Origin of the sequence: Aldersonia sp. NBC_00410 (assembly GCF_026342035.1) — a bacterium.
Taxonomy (GTDB): Bacteria; Actinomycetota; Actinomycetes; order Mycobacteriales; family Mycobacteriaceae; genus Aldersonia.
Window position 1 is genome coordinate 418,865 of record NZ_JAPENM010000005.1, and the last position, 15,367, is coordinate 434,231.

Below are 15,367 nucleotides of genomic sequence, written 5' to 3' on the forward strand. Positions count from 1 at the left end.
GACGTACGCAGCGACGGTAAATTCTCTACATGGCTGACGAACGGAGCTCGAGGAAAGTGCGTCAGCACGACTTCGATGATCTCGACGAGCGCATCATGGATGCCACGCTCGCCCGCATCACTCAGGTCGGCATCCGCCGCAGCAGCCTGGAGGACATCGCGCGCCGCGTCGGGATCAACCGGATCACCATCCACCGCCGGTTCGATGGCAAGGACAATCTGATCGAGGCGGTCCTCGAGCGCGAGGCACGTCGCATGCTCACCGAGGTGACCGCGATCGCGACCACCGTTCGCGGAGTGGATGCACAGATCGAGGAGACGGTGCTGCATGTGCTGCTGAACACGCGGATGCACCGGCTTGCCACCCAGCAGGCCGATGTCGCCCCAGACGAGGCGCTCGCGTTCTATACGGTGCAGGGCGAGCGGCTGATCTCGGTCGGTGTCGACTACATCGCCGGAATGCTCCGGCACGCCCAGGCCAACGGGCTCATTGACGCCTACGATGCCGGTCCGGTAGCTGAAATCGTTGCCCGGCTTGCACATTCACTCATGCTGACGCCGGGTGGCGGTGCCGTCGATTTCGCGGATATCGATAGCGCGCGGGCCTTCGTCCGGGCGACGATCGTTCCGCTGATGAAGCACGGAATTTCCACTCGCGCAGAGGAGAAGGTCGCTGAACCAGCCCGCGACAGTGCCCAGCGGGCATCCGCTTGTACCCCGTAAGGCGTCCGGGCTCGGCCCGTTTGGCTAGTGCTCGGTCTCACGATTGGATGCCGGCCGAAGGCATGTCGAGGACGCGGCCGCTCTTCGATGCTGCCCCCGTCTGTTCTGGCGCGGATGTCGTTCGCGGCAATAGGAACAGTGTGCCGAAGAGCAGAATCCCGGCCAACGCCAAAGCCACACGCGGACTGGTGAGTTCGGCCAGGACACCCCACAGGACGGTGAGCACCGCGATGCTCATCGTGGTGCCCATCGCCCACGCCGAGAGTACCCGGGCCTGGCGGTCGTCGCGGGTGGCGTTCATCCGATATGCGGCGGAGACCGGGGTGAAGATGCTCGCGCAGACGATTAGCCCGAACTCGACGACGATCACGGTGAGCAGCCCGGCCGGCCCGGGTTGCACAAATGCCAGCCCGATGGGCCAGCAGGCGCGCAGGGCGCCGAAGCGTCGTAGCACAGTGTGTTCGCCGTAGCGCACCGTGACGCGTCGCGCGAGGCGTGCACCGATCAGCCCGCCGACGCAGGGAATGGCGAATGCCAGTCCGTACTGCCAGACCGTGAACTGCAGGTGCCCAAGCATCAGCACGGCCAGCAGCGGTTCGCCGGCCATGATCAATCCGTTGACCAGCGCGGTGTTGACGAACAACCGGCGAAGAGTCGGCCGGGCGAGGATATAGCGCCACCCCTCGGCGATGTCGCTCCAGCGGCGCGGTCGGGTTTCCGTTCGAGTGGGGACTCGTTCCGGTCCGCGAATCGCGGAGACACCCAGCGCCGAGAGCAGGTAACTCGCCGCGTCGATGACGACAGTGGTCACCGGACCCCACAACCCGATTGCCGCGCCGCCCACCGGCGGCCCGACGATGGTGGCCGACCAGGTGGTGGATTCGAATCGACTGGTGGCGATCAGGAGTCGGTCGGCGGGGACAATCGTCTTCACATACGCGCCGCTGGCGGCCGTGAACGCGATCTTCGCGGCCGCGATCACGGTGGCGACCACCAGAAGTTGCGCGAACGACAATACGTTCAGGCAGTAGGCGACTGGTATGGAGGCAAGCGCTGCGAAGCGGGCGAGGTCCATCGCGATCATGATCGGCCGCTTGGCACGAAACTCCATCCACGGACCGAGCGGCACCGCCAGTAACGCTCCGATCGCGAGCCCGCCCGACGACAGGGCCGCCACTTGCGCCGGGCCGGCGCCGAGGACCTCGATGGCGATGAGCGAGAACGCTCCGAAGCCGAGCCCGGTTCCATACGCGCTGGCGGCGCAGGACCCCCACAGCCACCCGAATGCCGCACCCAGCCGTTGTTGTCGCCGCATCGTGGACGCCCGCTCGCTTCTGTCCAAGTGACAACCCGCTGTTGTCCGGACAGATCAAATCCGATGGTCGGCCCTCGTCGCGAACAACATGCGAGCGGCGCGTCACAACGTGTTGTTGTGGAGATAGGTTCTCGGGGTGGATCTCGATGCGGTTCGTACCTTCGTTGCGGTGATCGATGCCGGCCAGTTCCAGGCCGCCGCGGACGATCTGGGGATCACCCAGCAGGGGGTATCGAGACGGGTGTCGGTCCTGGAGCGCGAACTCGGCGTGGCACTTTTCGTGCGCAGCGCCAGGGGTGTACGACCGACGATCGACGGGCAAGCGCTGCTGCCCCATGCGCGCGAGCTGCTGCGCGCCGCGGACCGCGCCGCGGCGGCGGTGACGCCTGGGCGCCGGGCGCTTCGAATCGACGTCGTCAGCCGCAGAATCGCGCCGGCCGGCGTCCTGCACGCCTTCTACCAGCAGCACTCCGATATCGAGCTGGATGTCGTCGCTCTACCCAATGCCGACGCAGCCGCGGCACTGGCCGAGGTGAGCGAGGGCAGGCTCGATGCGACATTCCGGTCACTGCGCGACTCCCGTCGCACCGTCGGGCCCGGGCTGCGATCCGCGCGCGTGATCGACGACCGCCACCAACTGCTGGTCGGACCGCGGCACCACCTGGCAAACGCCGAAGGCGTGACACCGGCAGAGCTTGCCGACCACCCGATCTGGATGCCAGGGATGTCCGACCCGGAGCCCATCGGCTACTACGAGGATCTGGCGACGGCCTTCGGACTCACGATCGACACCATCGGGCCGAGCTTCGGGCACGAGGCACTTCTTGCCGAGATAGCCGACTCGTCCCGGCTCGCGACGTTCGTCGGCGAGGGTTCGCGTTACCTCTGGCCGGAAAGCTACGACCTGCGCCGCATTCCCGTCATCGATCCCACGCCGGTTTACCCGCTCTCGGTGATCTGGCGCGCCGACAACAAACATCCCGTCCTCGCCGCCTTCCTCGAGTACCTCGACTCGAGGTACCTGGCGACAACCGGCGCCAATGTGTGGTGCCCCGATTGGGCGCGCTGAAACACAAGCCTATTTCGTGCCGAACATGCGATCGCCGACATCGCCGAGACCGGGCCGGATATAACCATTTTCGTCGAGCTCGCGGTCGATCGCGGCGGTGAACACCGGCACATCGGGATGCGCGGCGTCGAGCGCCGCCAAGCCTTCCGGGCAGGCGAGCAGGCAGACGAACTTGATCGACTTCGGGCTGTATTCCTTGATCCGGTCCACCGCCGCGACGGCCGAGTGGCCGGTGGCGAGCAGCGGATCGACCACGACGACGTCGCGTTCGTCGAGATCGCCAGGCATCTTGAAGTAATACTCCACGGCCACCATCGTTTTGGGGTCACGGTAGAGGCCGATATGACCCACCCGCGCGCCGGGAACGACGGAGAGCATGCCGTCGACGATCCCGGTGCCGGCGCGCATGACGGCCGCGAACACGACCTTCTTGCCGTCGATCGCCCTGCTGGTTGTCACCTCGAGCGGGGTCTCGATCTTGATCTCGTGCATCGGGGTATCGCGCAGCACCTCGTAGGCCATCAGCGTGGATAGTTCGCCGAGCAACCGACGAAAGTCGTTGGTGGAGGCATCTTTGTCCCGCATCAGGGTCAGCTTGTGCTGCACCAGGGGATGGTCGATCACATGTACGGTGCCCATCGGTCGCTCCGTTCTAGAAAACCGTGCCGTCACTGGTGACGGTCAGTGGCGGCAGGCCGCCGCGCGAGCGTTGGGCCAGCGCCCGGCCCGCCGCCCAGGTGCCACCTTCGAGCACGCACGCCAAGGGCATTCGGCTCGCGTCGACGTCGAGCCGAGTGCGCACGAGCGGGGCGAGTTCATCCAGCAGTGCGACGGTCAGGGCGCGCCACTCGACAACCAGTTCGTCACCGACCGCCCATGCCCGCTCGGTCCATGCGGGGTCGCGCAATCGCAGCACGCCGGTGTCGAGCAGGAGCCCACCATTGCGATACTCGGGTAGGCCGGTGAGGTCGTCGAGTCCCGTCACCTGCACGCCGGCCCATTCGAACGGTTCCAGCAGCGAATACGTCAGCCACTGCGAGAGCTTGTGGAACGGCATCCAGCCCGTGGTGAGACCCGGACCGGCAATGGCCGGATGCGCCCAGCAATCGCCGAGCGGTTCGCTGCCGATCACGTTGTCGGCGAGCCAGATTGGCGACAACGAGGTCAGCAGCTCGGTGAGGATGCGGTGCGCGGGCACCGTCGTGCCGGCGTCGGCGGTCAGTCGATCGAACAGTCCGCCGGGGCGCGCGTCGACGCCGAAGACGTCGGGCTGTGCGGCCACTGCGTCGGCCAGCCGGTGCAGCAGTCGCACGCGGCCGTCGAGTCCCACCAGCGGGTTCGACGGGCCTACCTGGAATGCCTCGGCCAGTTGCTCGATGCCGAGTTGGCGAAGTCCCGCCGCGTCCACCTGCAGCGGTTGCGACCGGTCCCCGGAGAACAGCCCGGTTTCGAATGCGCGGAAGCTGGCGACACCGAGGCCTTCCGAGCGGGTGAAGCGCTGCCCGCTCGAGCTCTCTCGGTAGTCCCACTCCGGTCCGGCGCCTGCGTCGAGCAGGACGCTGACCATGGTGAGGTCGACCATCGCGCGGCCGCGTTCGGCCGCGCTCGAACTACCAAGCAGCACATCGAGTTCGGTCCTGCGATCGATTCCGCCGGCCTCGAAGTGCCGCCAGCGACTGTGATACGGAATGCGCAGTTCTGGGTAGCGGGCCCGAGTGATGTCCGCGACTTCGCGCGCCGCTGTGTGCAGTTCGCCGTCGACGACGACGAACCACCGCGAATCACCGGCCCTGGCCCGCGCCAGCAGCTGGCGGGCACGCTCGCGGACGGCATCCGTCGAGCGGAGTACCGCGGCGGCGCCGGACGGGCGATCGGTATCGGGGTCGGTGACGACCGAGGCGCTCATCGGTCCAGGCCTCGGCCTTTGACCTGCTTGAGTGCGTCGGCGTCCGGCACGATTCCCGGCGTGAAATACCCGGCCGCCATTTTCGCATCGATTTCCACTCGGGCATCGGCGGGGATCAGGTCGTCCGGGATGTTGACGCGTTCGCCGACCTCGATGCCGGACCCGGTGATGGCGTCGTACTTCATGTTGCTCATCGAGACGAGGCGGTGAATCTTCCTGATACCCAACCAATGCAGCACATCCGGCATCAGTTCCTGGAACCGCATGTCCTGCACTCCGGCGACACATTCGGTGCGCGCGAAGTACTGATCGGCGGTGTCGCCGCCAACCTGGCGTTTACGCGCGTTGTAGACAAGGAACTTGGTCACTTCACCGAGTGCGCGACCCTCCTTGCGCGAGTACGCCACCAAGCCGACCCCACCCCGTTGCGCACCCAGGATGCACTCTTCGATGGCATGCGTCAGGTACGGACGGCAGGTACAGATGTCGGAACCGAACACATCGGACCCGTTGCATTCGTCGTGCACGCGGGCGGTCAGCTCGACCTCGGGATCGGCAAGGTCGCGAGCGTCGCCGAAGATATAGATCGTCTGCCCACCGATCGGGGGCAGAAACACCTCGAGGTCCGAACGCGTGACGAGCTCGGGATACATGCCGCCGGTTTCTTCGAACAGCGTGCGGCGAAGGTCGGTCTCGCTACAGCCGAACCGTTGCGCGACGCCGGGGAGATACCAGACCGGCTCGACGGCGGCCTTCGTGACCAGCGCGGCGCCGCTCGGGAGTAGGAAGCGACCGTCGGGTTGCAGTCGTCCCCGCTGCACCGCATCCATGACCTCGGGAACCAGCACATGCGCCTTCGTCACGGCGATCGTCGGACGGATGTCGTACTCGGCGGCGAACTCGGCGGGAAAGGCATCGGCGACCATCGCACCCCACGGATCGAGGCTGACGATCGCGCCCGGATCGCTCCACTGCGGGTACGGCCCGATCACATCGGTCGGCGTCGTATTGGTGAGATCGGCCCGGTGGTCGCGGGACAAGGCGCCCGCCGCCACCGCAAGTGCCCGGTAGACGCTGTAGGACCCGCTGTGCGTGCCGATGACGTTGCGATGCGCTCGGGTGCCGGTGGTGCCGATAACGGGACCGCGTTCGGCCGCGGTCGGCGCGCCCCAGCAGATCGGTAACCCGCCGGAACCACCACTGTGCGACGTCAGGCGAATATGTCCGGCGGCGCGTTTGGGCGTGGCAGGCGGCGGCGCGGGAGCGGCTTCGGCGGACATGGTCGCACCTCCGTACAGAAGGCCCGGCGGCCGGCGTGGCAACCGGAGCGTGCTTCCCGGTACGGCGATTTACCACCGCATCGGGGAGAGCCGCCAGCATAGCGACTTGGTCCGGTTGGTGCAGTTCAGCGCGGTCCGGGGGCGATCATGGCAGCCACGTCGAACAGATCCGGCCACTGCATCGACTCCCGCGGGATCGCGCGGACGCCGTCGGCGGTGACCCATACGGTGCCGCGATCGTCGATCGCGACACGCGGGTCGCTCGTGCGAACCGGCGTGCTGCTCACCGGGTCGAGGCTTGTTTCGTCGAGCAGCGTGAACAGCCAGAAGGGCGTGCGGTCGTAGTCGACGGGGCCGTCCAGTGGCCACCATCCCGATAGCCCCGTGCCGTCCGGCGGGTGGCCGATGATCCAGACGAAGTTCCCCACTTGGCCGCCGCGAAACGATTTTCGCGGGAGGCGCCGCTCGGGCGTCGCGGTCAGGCCGGCGTTCACGGTCAGGACCTCGTCCCCACACACGATTCGCAGTGGCGAACCTGCAATGAAGGCACGGTTGTGCCCGGGATTCGAAAACCCGGGCCCGGCCCCGACAGTGCCATCGACGTCGATTCGTACCACGTTGTGCACGGCGTTGCCGAGGTACATCGCGGCGAAAAATGCGCCGTCATGGACCGCGATCGAAGCGACGGAGCCCGTGGCCGGTTCGAACCGGATCGGTTCCCGGTCCGGTGCGTGCAGCGACCAGGTCGGTCCGCCACCGCAGGCAAGGAAGGTCGATTCGTACACCGCCCCGGCGTGGACGGGATCCTCGGAAATGCGCTGTGGTTGTGCGCCGGGCGCGCACAGATACAACCCGTCACCGCCACCGACCCAGCAGCGCTGATCGGAAGCGGCCCAAATGCGTCGTGCGGTACCGATCGGCCCGGGCAGGACATGTTGGCCGACAACGTGATCGGAGTCGATGTCGACAACAACGGGGAGTTCGTCATCGGCCACCCACAGTCGGGAGCCGGCCGCGGAGATGTCGCCGGGCACGAGGGTCGGCCGGAGTGGCAGCGGTGGCACGTCGTCGAGATCGAGATCGACCAGGGCGCCGACATCACGGTCGACCTCGTCATCGTCGTCCTGCGTCATCATCGACACGTCGAAGAAGCGCGGAGCACGATCGACCTCGCGGAGCCGACGGTATCCGGGCACCGGCTCCCATCCGCCGGAGCGATTGCGGCGCCGGTATCGTTCGCTCACCAACTGCACCCGAGTCACCCGTCCGCGTACCCGGCCTTCGGTGTCGTAGCCCATGACGCCGTAGAACCGTCCGGTGAGTTCGACCTGCCCGGTCAGAGGCCGAAAATTCCGCCATGACGCCGTCCAGCCGTCGCCACGCAGGAGTCCGTGCCATTCCCATCGCCGGGGTGTCTCGCTCCCGGTGTACTGAAAGACCGGATGGTTGTGGCTGGGTTCGAGCTCGGCATGGATGGTGACGGTATCGCCGGCGGAAGCGGGCAACTCGGCGAACCGCAGGGGGAACGAGAGAACCGCGCCGATCTCGGGCGGGGGTATCTCGCCATCTCCGATCGCTATCTCTTCGATCTCGACGACGAGTGTGCGCGGAGCCGTCATACGTCGCCCTGCGTGGGGGGAGCGGTCGGCTTTCGATGTACCGACACCGCGTAGTCGCCGCCGTCGAACGGCTCCCGGCCCCACGTGGCCCAGCGGGAGATGAACTCGACCCCTGCTTCGGCGACGTACCGGTCGTAGTCCGCAAGTTGGATGCGATCGGGTTTGAGCGCGAAGCCGGCCACCAGCAACCCGCCGGGTGCCACCCGAGCGACCACCTGTTCCAGGACGGTCCGTTCGGTCCCCGGCTCGACGAAGATCATCACGTTGCCCGCGAGAACCGCGAGGTCGAACACATCGTCGACGTGTGTGGACAGGTCGACTAGGTCGGCGTGGATCCACCGGATCCCGGGTCCGTTCCGCTCCGCATTGGAAAGCATCCCTTGGTCGGCATCGACGCCGGTCGCCGCAATACCGCGGCGATGCAGTTCGATCGCAACGCGACCGGTGCCGCAACCCGCATCGAGAACGCGGGAGCCGTCGATTTCGCGCAGGAGAAGTTCGACGAGATCGGCCTCGCCGTGGATGCTCCGGCCGGCGGCAGCGAGGCGCACCCACCGTTCGTCGTAATCGTCGCCGCGCGGTGCAGCGCTGGCATCCCACCGGGTTCCCATCCCGCGATCGTGTCATAGGCCCGAATCGGTAGCCGGGCGTCTGCCGGTGTTACCGTCCTGCCGATATCGATCGAAGAGGACCGGGATGAATGTCTACGAGGCGATCGCGACCCGCCGCGACGTACGCAACGAGTTCAGCGGTGCGGTCATCGACGAGGAGCGCCTCGAGCGACTGCTGCAGGCGGCCCATGCCGCGCCGTCGGTCGGGAACACGCAACCGTGGGATTTCGTCGTGGTGCAGGACCGGGCGACCCTGTCGCGCTTTGCCGAGCACGTAGGGGAGTGCCGTACCGACTTCGCGCAGTCCTTGCCCGCGGATCGGGCCGACACGTTTCGCCCCATCGTCATCGAGGGGATCGAGCAGTCCGGCACCGGCGTTGTGGTGACCTACGACCCCAATCGCGGCGGCAGCCATGTCCTCGGCCGACACACGATCGACGAGACCGGCCGCCTGTCGGTCGCCCTTGCCATCGAAAACCTCTGGCTGGCAGCGACTCAGGAGGGTATCGGCGTCGGCTGGGTGTCCTTCTACCGCGAAGCGTTCCTCCGCGATCTGGTGCGAGTGCCCGAGGCGGTGCACATCGTTGCCTGGCTGTGCGTCGGGCCGGTAACCGAGTTCGCTACGGTGCCCGATCTCGAACGATTCGACTGGCGGTCTCGTCGCCCGCTCGACGACGCCATTCACCGGGAAACCTTCACGGCACGAGAAGAATTCGCGCGGTAGCGACACCGACGACGACGCCCCGCGAGCCGATCGGCTCGCGGGGCGCGCGGTTTGTCGTTCGATCAGCTCAGGTCGAACCGATCGTTGTTCATCACCTTGGTCCACGCCGCAACGAAGTCGTTCACGAACTTGTCCTTGGCGTCGTCCTGTGCGTACACCTCGGCGATCGCACGCAATTGTGAATGCGACCCGAAGACCAGGTCGTTCGCGGTGGCGGTCCATTTCGCCTGGCCCGACGAGCGGTCGTAGCCCTGGTACACGTTCTCCGCGGACTCCGAGGCCTTCCACTCCGTCCCGATATCGAGCAGGTTGACGAAGAAGTCGTTGGTCAACGTCCCCGGCCGATCGGTGAACACGCCGTGCTTGTTGCCGCCGTGGTTGGCATCGAGGGCACGCAGACCACCGATCAGCACCGTCAGCTCGGGTGCGGTCACGTCCAGCAGGTAGGCCCGTTCGAGGAGCAACTTCTCCAACGGCGTCTTCTCACCGGCACGGACATAGTTACGGAACCCGTCGGCCTGTAGCTCGAGCACCGCGAACGACTCGACGTCGGTGGACTCCTGGGTGGCGTCGGTGCGCCCGGGAGCGAACGGCACGGTGACGTCGACCCCGGCTGCTTTTGCTGCCTTCTCGACCGCGGCCGAGCCGGCCAGCACGATCACGTCGGCCAGCGACACCTTCTTGCCGCCGGATGCCGAGCCGTTGAAGTCCTGCTGGATTTGCTCGAGCACCGGGAGCGTCTTCGCCAGTTCGGCGGGTTCGTTGATCTCCCAGCTCTTTTCCGGCTCCAATCGGATGCGCGCGCCGTTCGCGCCACCGCGCTTGTCGGTGCTGCGGAAGCTGCCCGCCGACGACCACGCGGTGCCGACCAACTGGGCCACCGAGAGGCCCGAGTCGAGCGCCTTGCTCTTCAGCGCCGCAATGTCCTGCTCGTCGATCAGTTCGTGATCGACGTCCGGCACGGGGTCCTGCCACAACTGCGGCTCGGGAACCCACGGTCCGAGATAGCGGGTGACCGGGCCCATGTCGCGGTGCAGCAGCTTGTACCAGGCCTTGGCGAATGCGTCCGCCAGCTCCTCGGGATGGTCGAGCCAGCGCCGGGTGATGTCCTTGTAGATCGGACTTTCGCGCAGCGACACGTCCGTGACCAACATCGTCGGGGTGCGTGCGGGGCCGCCGAACGGGTCGGGGATGGTGCCCGCGCCGGCGCCGTCCTTGGCCGTGTATTGCCACGCTCCTGCGGGGCTCTTGGTCAGCTCCCACTCGTAGCCGTACAGCGTCTCCAGGAACGAGTTGTCCCACTTGGTCGGAGTGGGCGTCCACACGACCTCGAGGCCGCTGGTGATCTGATCCTTCTCCTTGCCGCTGCCGAACGAACTCTTCCAGCCGAGGCCCTGCTGCTCGATCGGGGCACCCTCGGGCTCGGGGCCCACGAGGTCGCCGTCGCCGGCGCCGTGGGTCTTGCCGAAGCTGTGACCGCCGACGATCAGCGCGGCCGTCTCTTCGTCGTTCATCGCCATCCGGCCGAACGTCTCACGGATGTCGATGGCAGCGGCGATCGGATCGGGCTTACCTTCGGGGCCTTCGGGATTCACGTAGATCAGGCCCATGGTGGTCGCGCCGACCGGCCCGGACAGCTGCCGTTCGCCGCTGCTGCCGTAGCGCTTGTCGGTGCCCAGCCACTCGTCTTCCTCGCCCCAGAACACTTCCTCGGGCTCCCAGATATCGGGTCGGCCGAAGGCGAACCCGAACGTCTTGAATCCCATCGACTCCAGCGCGGCGTTGCCCGCGAACACCAGGAGGTCCGCCCAGGAGATCTTGTTGCCGTACTTCTGCTTGACCGGCCACAGCAACCGGCGGGCTTTGTCCAGGTTGGCGTTGTCCGGCCAGCTGTTGAGCGGGGCGAAGCGCTGAGCGCCCTGGCCGCCGCCGCCGCGGCCGTCCGCGATGCGGTAGGTGCCTGCGGCATGCCAGCTCAACCGGATGAACAGGCCGCCGTAGTGGCCGTAGTCCGCGGGCCACCAGTCCTGCGAGGTCGTCATCAGGTCGAAAACGTCGCGCTTGAGCGCCTCGACATCGAGCTTCTTGAACTCCTCGGCGTAGTCGAAATCTTCGCCGAGCGGATTGGACTTCGACGAGTGGGCGTGCAGCACCGACACATCGATCTGCTCGGGCCACCAGTCCTGATTCTTCAGTGGTGCATGGGCTTTCGGCGTGGGCGACGAGATTACCGGGTTTTCGCTTTCGCTCGTGCTCTGGGTCTTCTCTTCAGGGGCGGGCGGGCGGCTATCGGATGTCACGATATTCCTTCCGGGAGTGGGTAAATCGGGCTGTCACTACGAATGTGGCTGCGATGCTTCGGATAAGCAGTCGGCGCAGAGGCCCCAATAGATCACTTCGGCCTCATCGAGGACGAAGCCGTTGTAGTCGGACGGCGTCAGGCACGGCGCCTCACCGACGGCGCAATCGACGTCGGCGATGGTGCCGCAGGATCGGCAAATGACGTGGTGGTGGTTGTCGCCCACTCGTGATTCGTAGCGAGCAGGCGACCCCGACGGCTGAATCTTGCGTACCAACCGGGCAGCGGTCAGTGCATTCAGCACGTCGTAGATCGCCTGCCGGGATACCTCGGGCAGAGCGGTTCGGACGGCACCGAGGATTGTTTCGGTGTCGGCGTGCGGGTGGGCGTCGACCGCCTCCAGCACGGCGACCCGCGGGCGGGTCACACGGAGATCTGCGCTGCGCAGCAGATCCGTGTACTCCGTCGACGAGGTCACATAGCCACCTTGGACCCGTTTCTGGATCGAGTCAAGTATTCAGATCATGTCGATCTTGTGATAGTGGAACGTAATTTACGTCACCGGCCTCCACGTCGGCGTCGGCAGCATCCTGTCCCATTTATCCAAGACAGCGGTGTCCCGACTTCACTACCGTTGAACCGAGAGTGATCGGGTCGTCGTACAGGCGGAGGGACGCACCATGGCAGACACAGCGTCGGACGAGGGGACGGGGCGGGAGTTGTCGGCCTGGCAGATCATGGGGCCGCTGATCGATTCGGTCACACCGATGGCCGTCCGTGTCGCGGCCACCCTGCGCCTCGCGGACCTGATCGGAAGCGGTACCGCGAGCGTTGCCGACCTCGCCGAATCGTCCGGCGCAGATCCCGATGCACTCGGGCGGCTGCTGCGTCATCTGGTCTGCCACGGCGTGTTCGACGAGCCGGAGCCGGCCCGGTACACCGTGAACGGCACTGCGGCGCTGCTGTATTCGGATCACCCATCCGGCATGAGGTTCTCGTTGGACCTCGACGAGTTCGGTGGTCGAATGGACTTCGCGCTGACCGGCATGTTGCACACCGTCCGCACCGGAAAGCCGGCATGGGAGAAGGTCTTCGGTGCACCGTTCTGGGCGGATCTCGCGGCGAACCCGGCGGTGGCGGCCTCTTTCGACGCGACGATGGGCGCCGAGTCGGAACAGGTGCACGACGCGGCGATCGGCTATGCCTGGCCGGCGCGCGCACATGTCGTGGATGTCGGTGGGGGTAAGGGCGCGCTGTTGGCCGAGGTGCTGCAAGCGAACCCGGAAGTGCGCGCGACGCTGTTCGACTTGCCCGAGACCACGGCGCGGGCGCGGGAGTTCCTGGCCGAGCGCGGACTCGACGGACGATGCACGTTCGCGGGCGGGAGTTTTTTCGACCAGTTGCCGACCGGCGGGGACATCTATGTTCTGCGGCACGTGGTGCACGACTGGGGTGACGAGGAGGCCGGCACGATTCTGCGCCGATGTGCCGAAGCGGCAGGCGATCACGGCCGGGTGATCGTCATCGAGTCACACGGCACCTCGGGCGACGACCCGGGCATGTTCGCCGAGATGGATCTGCGCATGCTGTTGATTTCCGGCGGGCGCGAGCGCACCGTCGAGGATTACCGCGCGCTTGCTTCTGCTGCCGGACTTCGGGTCGACGACGTACACGCCACGCGACGTGGTCAGGTTGTCCTCGACTGTGTCACTGCCGACATCACACACTGAGTACCAAGACTATTCGAGGGGGATGCTTGGATCCGCAACCGTTCGTGCTCACCGTCACCCCGACCACGCGAGAGCGAATCGACAACGTCGACGTTTACCGCCCACCGACCGACGGACCGTCGCCGATCATTGTTTTTGTGCACGGCGGGCCCGTCCCGGCGGGCGTTCACCCCACCCCTCGGGAACACCCGATATTCGTCGGCTACGGGTCGCTCGCCGCCGCGAACGGCGCGGTCGGGGTGATGTTCGACCACCGGTTCCACTCGGCCGCGCACCTCGAAATGGCGGCGGCGGACGTCGCTTCCGCCGTCGACCGAGCACGTGAGCTCCCCGGTGTGGACGCCGATCGTGTGGTCCTGTGGTTCTTTTCCGGCGGTGGCCTGTTGGCAGCGGATTGGCTGCGCGACCCGCCGCCATGGCTGCGCGGGATCGCCACGACCTATCCGATTCTCGACGTCGCGGACGACTGGGGTGTCGATCCCCGGTTCCGGCCCGTCGAGGCCGTGGCCTCCGCCGATCGATTGCCGATCCTGCTCACGCGCGTCGGACTCGAGCGCCCGGACTTCGCGGCCGGCGTCGAAGCCTTCATCGCCGAGGCGCGAGCCAAGCACGCCAACCTCGAGATCATCGATGTGCCGAATGGGCATCATGGCTTCGATGGTCTCGACTACACCCAGGAATCACGGGATGCAGTCTCGAAGGCCATGTCCTTGGTCGTCGAGCGGATGCTGGCACCAACTCCCTTGCCGGGCAATTCGTAACGCGCCGCCGTGCCACCGCGATCCTCGAGCACTGAATCCGCACACGGGGAGTGTCAAATGAAGATCGCTGCAGTAACCCGAATCGCGGTCATCGACGCCGTCGCCGCGGCCGCCCCGGCGCCGGTGTCGTCGGGGGATACCTGGGCACTACCACCCCGCATATTGCCGCCCCGGCGATCGAGGTGATTATCTCGCTGTAGGAGTCGCATGATTCGATCGAGTCGTGCAGCAACACGCTCGGATGCCCGGTTCGCCATCGATCGACCTCTTCGGCGATGACCCGGTTGCGGCCCGGCAGACCTACGGGAGGTTGCTCGGTGTCCCGGACCGCGATCGATTCGTCGTCGACAACGCCACCGTGCGCATCCATCCCGGCAGCGCGGCGGACAACCGAGTGATGTTCGGCGTCGAGAACTATGCGTCCGCGGCGCGGCTGCTGGGCCGTCGTGGGCTCGCCCTAACCGAGAGCGGTCCGGGTCGTGCGGTCGCCGACGACGCACCGGTAGGCATCGGTGCCATCGTCGAGCGGACACCGGTCGAGAACTGCGACATCACCACTATCGACCACCTGGTGTTCGACGCACCGAGCCGGGACGGAGCTGTCGCATTGTTCGGGGCGACACTGGGTTTCGACTTCCGACTGGAGCGATCGGTATTCGACGACGCAATTCAGTTGTTCTTCCGAACTCCCGCGGTGGTGATCGAAGTTCTCGTGCGCCGCGATGGCCCGCCGCGCACGACGCTGTGGGGTATCGCCTGGCGCTCGTCCGACATCGTTGCGACCCACCATCGGCTCGGCGCGGATGGCATCACGGTGACTCCGATCAGAGACGGCCGAAAGCCCGGCACTCGGGTGTTCACGGTGAAGGAACCGGCGTTGGTGGTGCCGACCTTGGTGATCGCCTGACGCGATCTGCGAGCCCCGGTCAGCCTGCCGGCGGTGCGGCGAGCATCGGAACCAGGAATTTGCGTGCGACCGTGGCCAATTGGACATCGTCGGTGATGTCGACGATTCGGCTGGGCACGGTGAGAAACGACGCCGAGATCCGCACCATCATCTCGGCAACCAGATCGGCGTCCACATCGCCCGAAATATTGCCGACCTGCTGCTCGCGGCGGAGTTGCCCGGCGACGAACTCCTGCACGGTCGAGAGCATGCCGCTGTCCTTTTTGATGATGGACCCGACCACCAGCGTCAACTCTGTTTCCAGGAGGCCGCCGATCAGCGGATTGCCCCCGATGGCCCGAATGGACGCGACGAAACCGACCACTACGCGATCGGCGACGGTATCGGCTTCCTTGATGTCGTCGAGAAACTGATCCAGATACCG

Annotated in this window: 14 protein-coding genes and 1 pseudogene; 6 read left to right on the forward strand and 9 right to left on the reverse strand. The window is 66.3% G+C overall.

What is annotated here, in order from left to right; genetic code table 11:
* Positions 1–29 precede the first annotated feature (29 nt).
* Entirely contained in the window at positions 30–722 is a 693-nt protein-coding gene (locus OG921_RS14765) for a TetR/AcrR family transcriptional regulator (protein WP_266113198.1), read from the forward strand.
* 37 nt (positions 723–759) lie between these two features.
* Here OG921_RS14765 and OG921_RS14770 read toward each other — a convergent pair whose 3' ends face one another.
* Positions 760–2,037: an MFS transporter gene (locus tag OG921_RS14770; RefSeq protein ID WP_266113199.1), complete on the reverse strand. Its 1,278-nt coding sequence runs from the start codon at positions 2,035–2,037 to the stop codon at positions 760–762.
* 136 nt (positions 2,038–2,173) lie between these two features.
* On the opposite strand from OG921_RS14770, the gene OG921_RS14775 reads away from it, so the two are divergent.
* A complete protein-coding gene (locus OG921_RS14775; RefSeq protein ID WP_266113200.1) occupies positions 2,174–3,106 on the forward strand; it encodes a LysR family transcriptional regulator in 933 nt (310 codons plus the stop codon).
* A gap of 9 nt (positions 3,107–3,115) precedes the next feature.
* Here OG921_RS14775 and upp read toward each other — a convergent pair whose 3' ends face one another.
* From upp to OG921_RS14800, 5 genes are all read right to left on the reverse strand, one after another.
* Positions 3,116–3,745, reverse strand: coding sequence for a uracil phosphoribosyltransferase (gene upp, locus OG921_RS14780; protein ID WP_266113201.1), 630 nt, complete (start codon positions 3,743–3,745; stop codon positions 3,116–3,118).
* A 13-nt stretch (positions 3,746–3,758) separates the two neighbouring features.
* The gene (locus tag OG921_RS14785) at positions 3,759–5,012 is read right to left on the reverse strand and encodes a URC4/urg3 family protein (RefSeq protein WP_266113202.1); all 1,254 of its coding nucleotides are present in this window, start codon (positions 5,010–5,012) and stop codon (positions 3,759–3,761) included.
* Positions 5,009–6,292 carry a GTP cyclohydrolase II gene (locus OG921_RS14790; RefSeq protein ID WP_266113203.1) on the reverse strand — a complete coding sequence of 428 codons (1,284 nt, stop codon included), beginning with the start codon at positions 6,290–6,292 and terminating at the stop codon, positions 5,009–5,011. The genes OG921_RS14785 and OG921_RS14790 overlap by 4 nt, the downstream gene beginning before the upstream one ends.
* A gap of 125 nt (positions 6,293–6,417) precedes the next feature.
* Positions 6,418–7,911 (reverse strand): DUF6578 domain-containing protein, encoded by a 1,494-nt coding sequence (locus OG921_RS14795; RefSeq protein ID WP_266113204.1) that lies wholly within the window; start codon positions 7,909–7,911, stop codon positions 6,418–6,420.
* Positions 7,908–8,522 carry a bifunctional 2-polyprenyl-6-hydroxyphenol methylase/3-demethylubiquinol 3-O-methyltransferase UbiG gene (locus OG921_RS14800; RefSeq protein WP_266113205.1) on the reverse strand — a complete coding sequence of 205 codons (615 nt, stop codon included), beginning with the start codon at positions 8,520–8,522 and terminating at the stop codon, positions 7,908–7,910. The genes OG921_RS14795 and OG921_RS14800 overlap by 4 nt, the downstream gene beginning before the upstream one ends.
* 85 nt (positions 8,523–8,607) lie before the next feature.
* Here OG921_RS14800 and bluB point away from each other — a divergent pair, with 85 nt between their 5' ends.
* Entirely contained in the window at positions 8,608–9,246 is a 639-nt protein-coding gene (gene bluB, locus OG921_RS14805; protein ID WP_266113206.1) for a 5,6-dimethylbenzimidazole synthase, read from the forward strand.
* A gap of 62 nt (positions 9,247–9,308) precedes the next feature.
* Here the strand turns inward: bluB and katG are convergent, their stop codons facing one another.
* Together katG and OG921_RS14815 are read right to left on the reverse strand one after the other, a co-directional pair.
* A complete protein-coding gene (katG, locus tag OG921_RS14810; protein ID WP_266113207.1) occupies positions 9,309–11,546 on the reverse strand; it encodes a catalase/peroxidase HPI in 2,238 nt (745 codons plus the stop codon).
* A gap of 36 nt (positions 11,547–11,582) precedes the next feature.
* Positions 11,583–12,023 (reverse strand): Fur family transcriptional regulator, encoded by a 441-nt coding sequence (locus tag OG921_RS14815; RefSeq protein WP_266113208.1) that lies wholly within the window; start codon positions 12,021–12,023, stop codon positions 11,583–11,585.
* A 202-nt stretch (positions 12,024–12,225) separates the two neighbouring features.
* Here OG921_RS14815 and OG921_RS14820 point away from each other — a divergent pair, with 202 nt between their 5' ends.
* The 3 genes from OG921_RS14820 to OG921_RS14830 all read left to right on the forward strand — a co-directional run bounded on the left by OG921_RS14820 (position 12,226) and on the right by OG921_RS14830 (position 14,943).
* Positions 12,226–13,275 carry a methyltransferase gene (locus OG921_RS14820; RefSeq protein WP_266113209.1) on the forward strand — a complete coding sequence of 350 codons (1,050 nt, stop codon included), beginning with the start codon at positions 12,226–12,228 and terminating at the stop codon, positions 13,273–13,275.
* A gap of 26 nt (positions 13,276–13,301) precedes the next feature.
* Entirely contained in the window at positions 13,302–14,036 is a 735-nt protein-coding gene (locus OG921_RS14825) for an alpha/beta hydrolase (RefSeq protein ID WP_266113210.1), read from the forward strand.
* A gap of 223 nt (positions 14,037–14,259) precedes the next feature.
* Positions 14,260–14,943 carry a hypothetical protein gene (locus tag OG921_RS14830; protein WP_266113211.1) on the forward strand — a complete coding sequence of 228 codons (684 nt, stop codon included), beginning with the start codon at positions 14,260–14,262 and terminating at the stop codon, positions 14,941–14,943.
* Between the two features lie 19 nt (positions 14,944–14,962).
* Here OG921_RS14830 and OG921_RS14835 read toward each other — a convergent pair.
* Positions 14,963–15,367: pseudogene (locus OG921_RS14835) on the reverse strand (TetR/AcrR family transcriptional regulator); the annotation flags it as partial.

What these genes read in the sequence shown, in the direction of transcription:
- OG921_RS14765 (WP_266113198.1), top strand. Translation starts at nt 30, where the DNA reads ATGGCTGACGAACGGAGCTCGAGGAAAGTGCGTCAGCACGACTTCGAT.
- OG921_RS14770 (WP_266113199.1), bottom strand. Translation starts at nt 2,037, where the DNA reads ATGCGGCGACAACAACGGCTGGGTGCGGCATTCGGGTGGCTGTGGGGG.
- upp (WP_266113201.1), bottom strand. Translation starts at nt 3,745, where the DNA reads ATGGGCACCGTACATGTGATCGACCATCCCCTGGTGCAGCACAAGCTG.
- OG921_RS14785 (WP_266113202.1), bottom strand. Translation starts at nt 5,012, where the DNA reads ATGAGCGCCTCGGTCGTCACCGACCCCGATACCGATCGCCCGTCCGGC.
- OG921_RS14790 (WP_266113203.1), bottom strand. Translation starts at nt 6,292, where the DNA reads ATGTCCGCCGAAGCCGCTCCCGCGCCGCCGCCTGCCACGCCCAAACGC.
- OG921_RS14795 (WP_266113204.1), bottom strand. Translation starts at nt 7,911, where the DNA reads ATGACGGCTCCGCGCACACTCGTCGTCGAGATCGAAGAGATAGCGATC.
- OG921_RS14800 (WP_266113205.1), bottom strand. Translation starts at nt 8,522, where the DNA reads ATGGGAACCCGGTGGGATGCCAGCGCTGCACCGCGCGGCGACGATTAC.
- bluB (WP_266113206.1), top strand. Translation starts at nt 8,608, where the DNA reads ATGAATGTCTACGAGGCGATCGCGACCCGCCGCGACGTACGCAACGAG.
- OG921_RS14820 (WP_266113209.1), top strand. Translation starts at nt 12,226, where the DNA reads ATGGCAGACACAGCGTCGGACGAGGGGACGGGGCGGGAGTTGTCGGCC.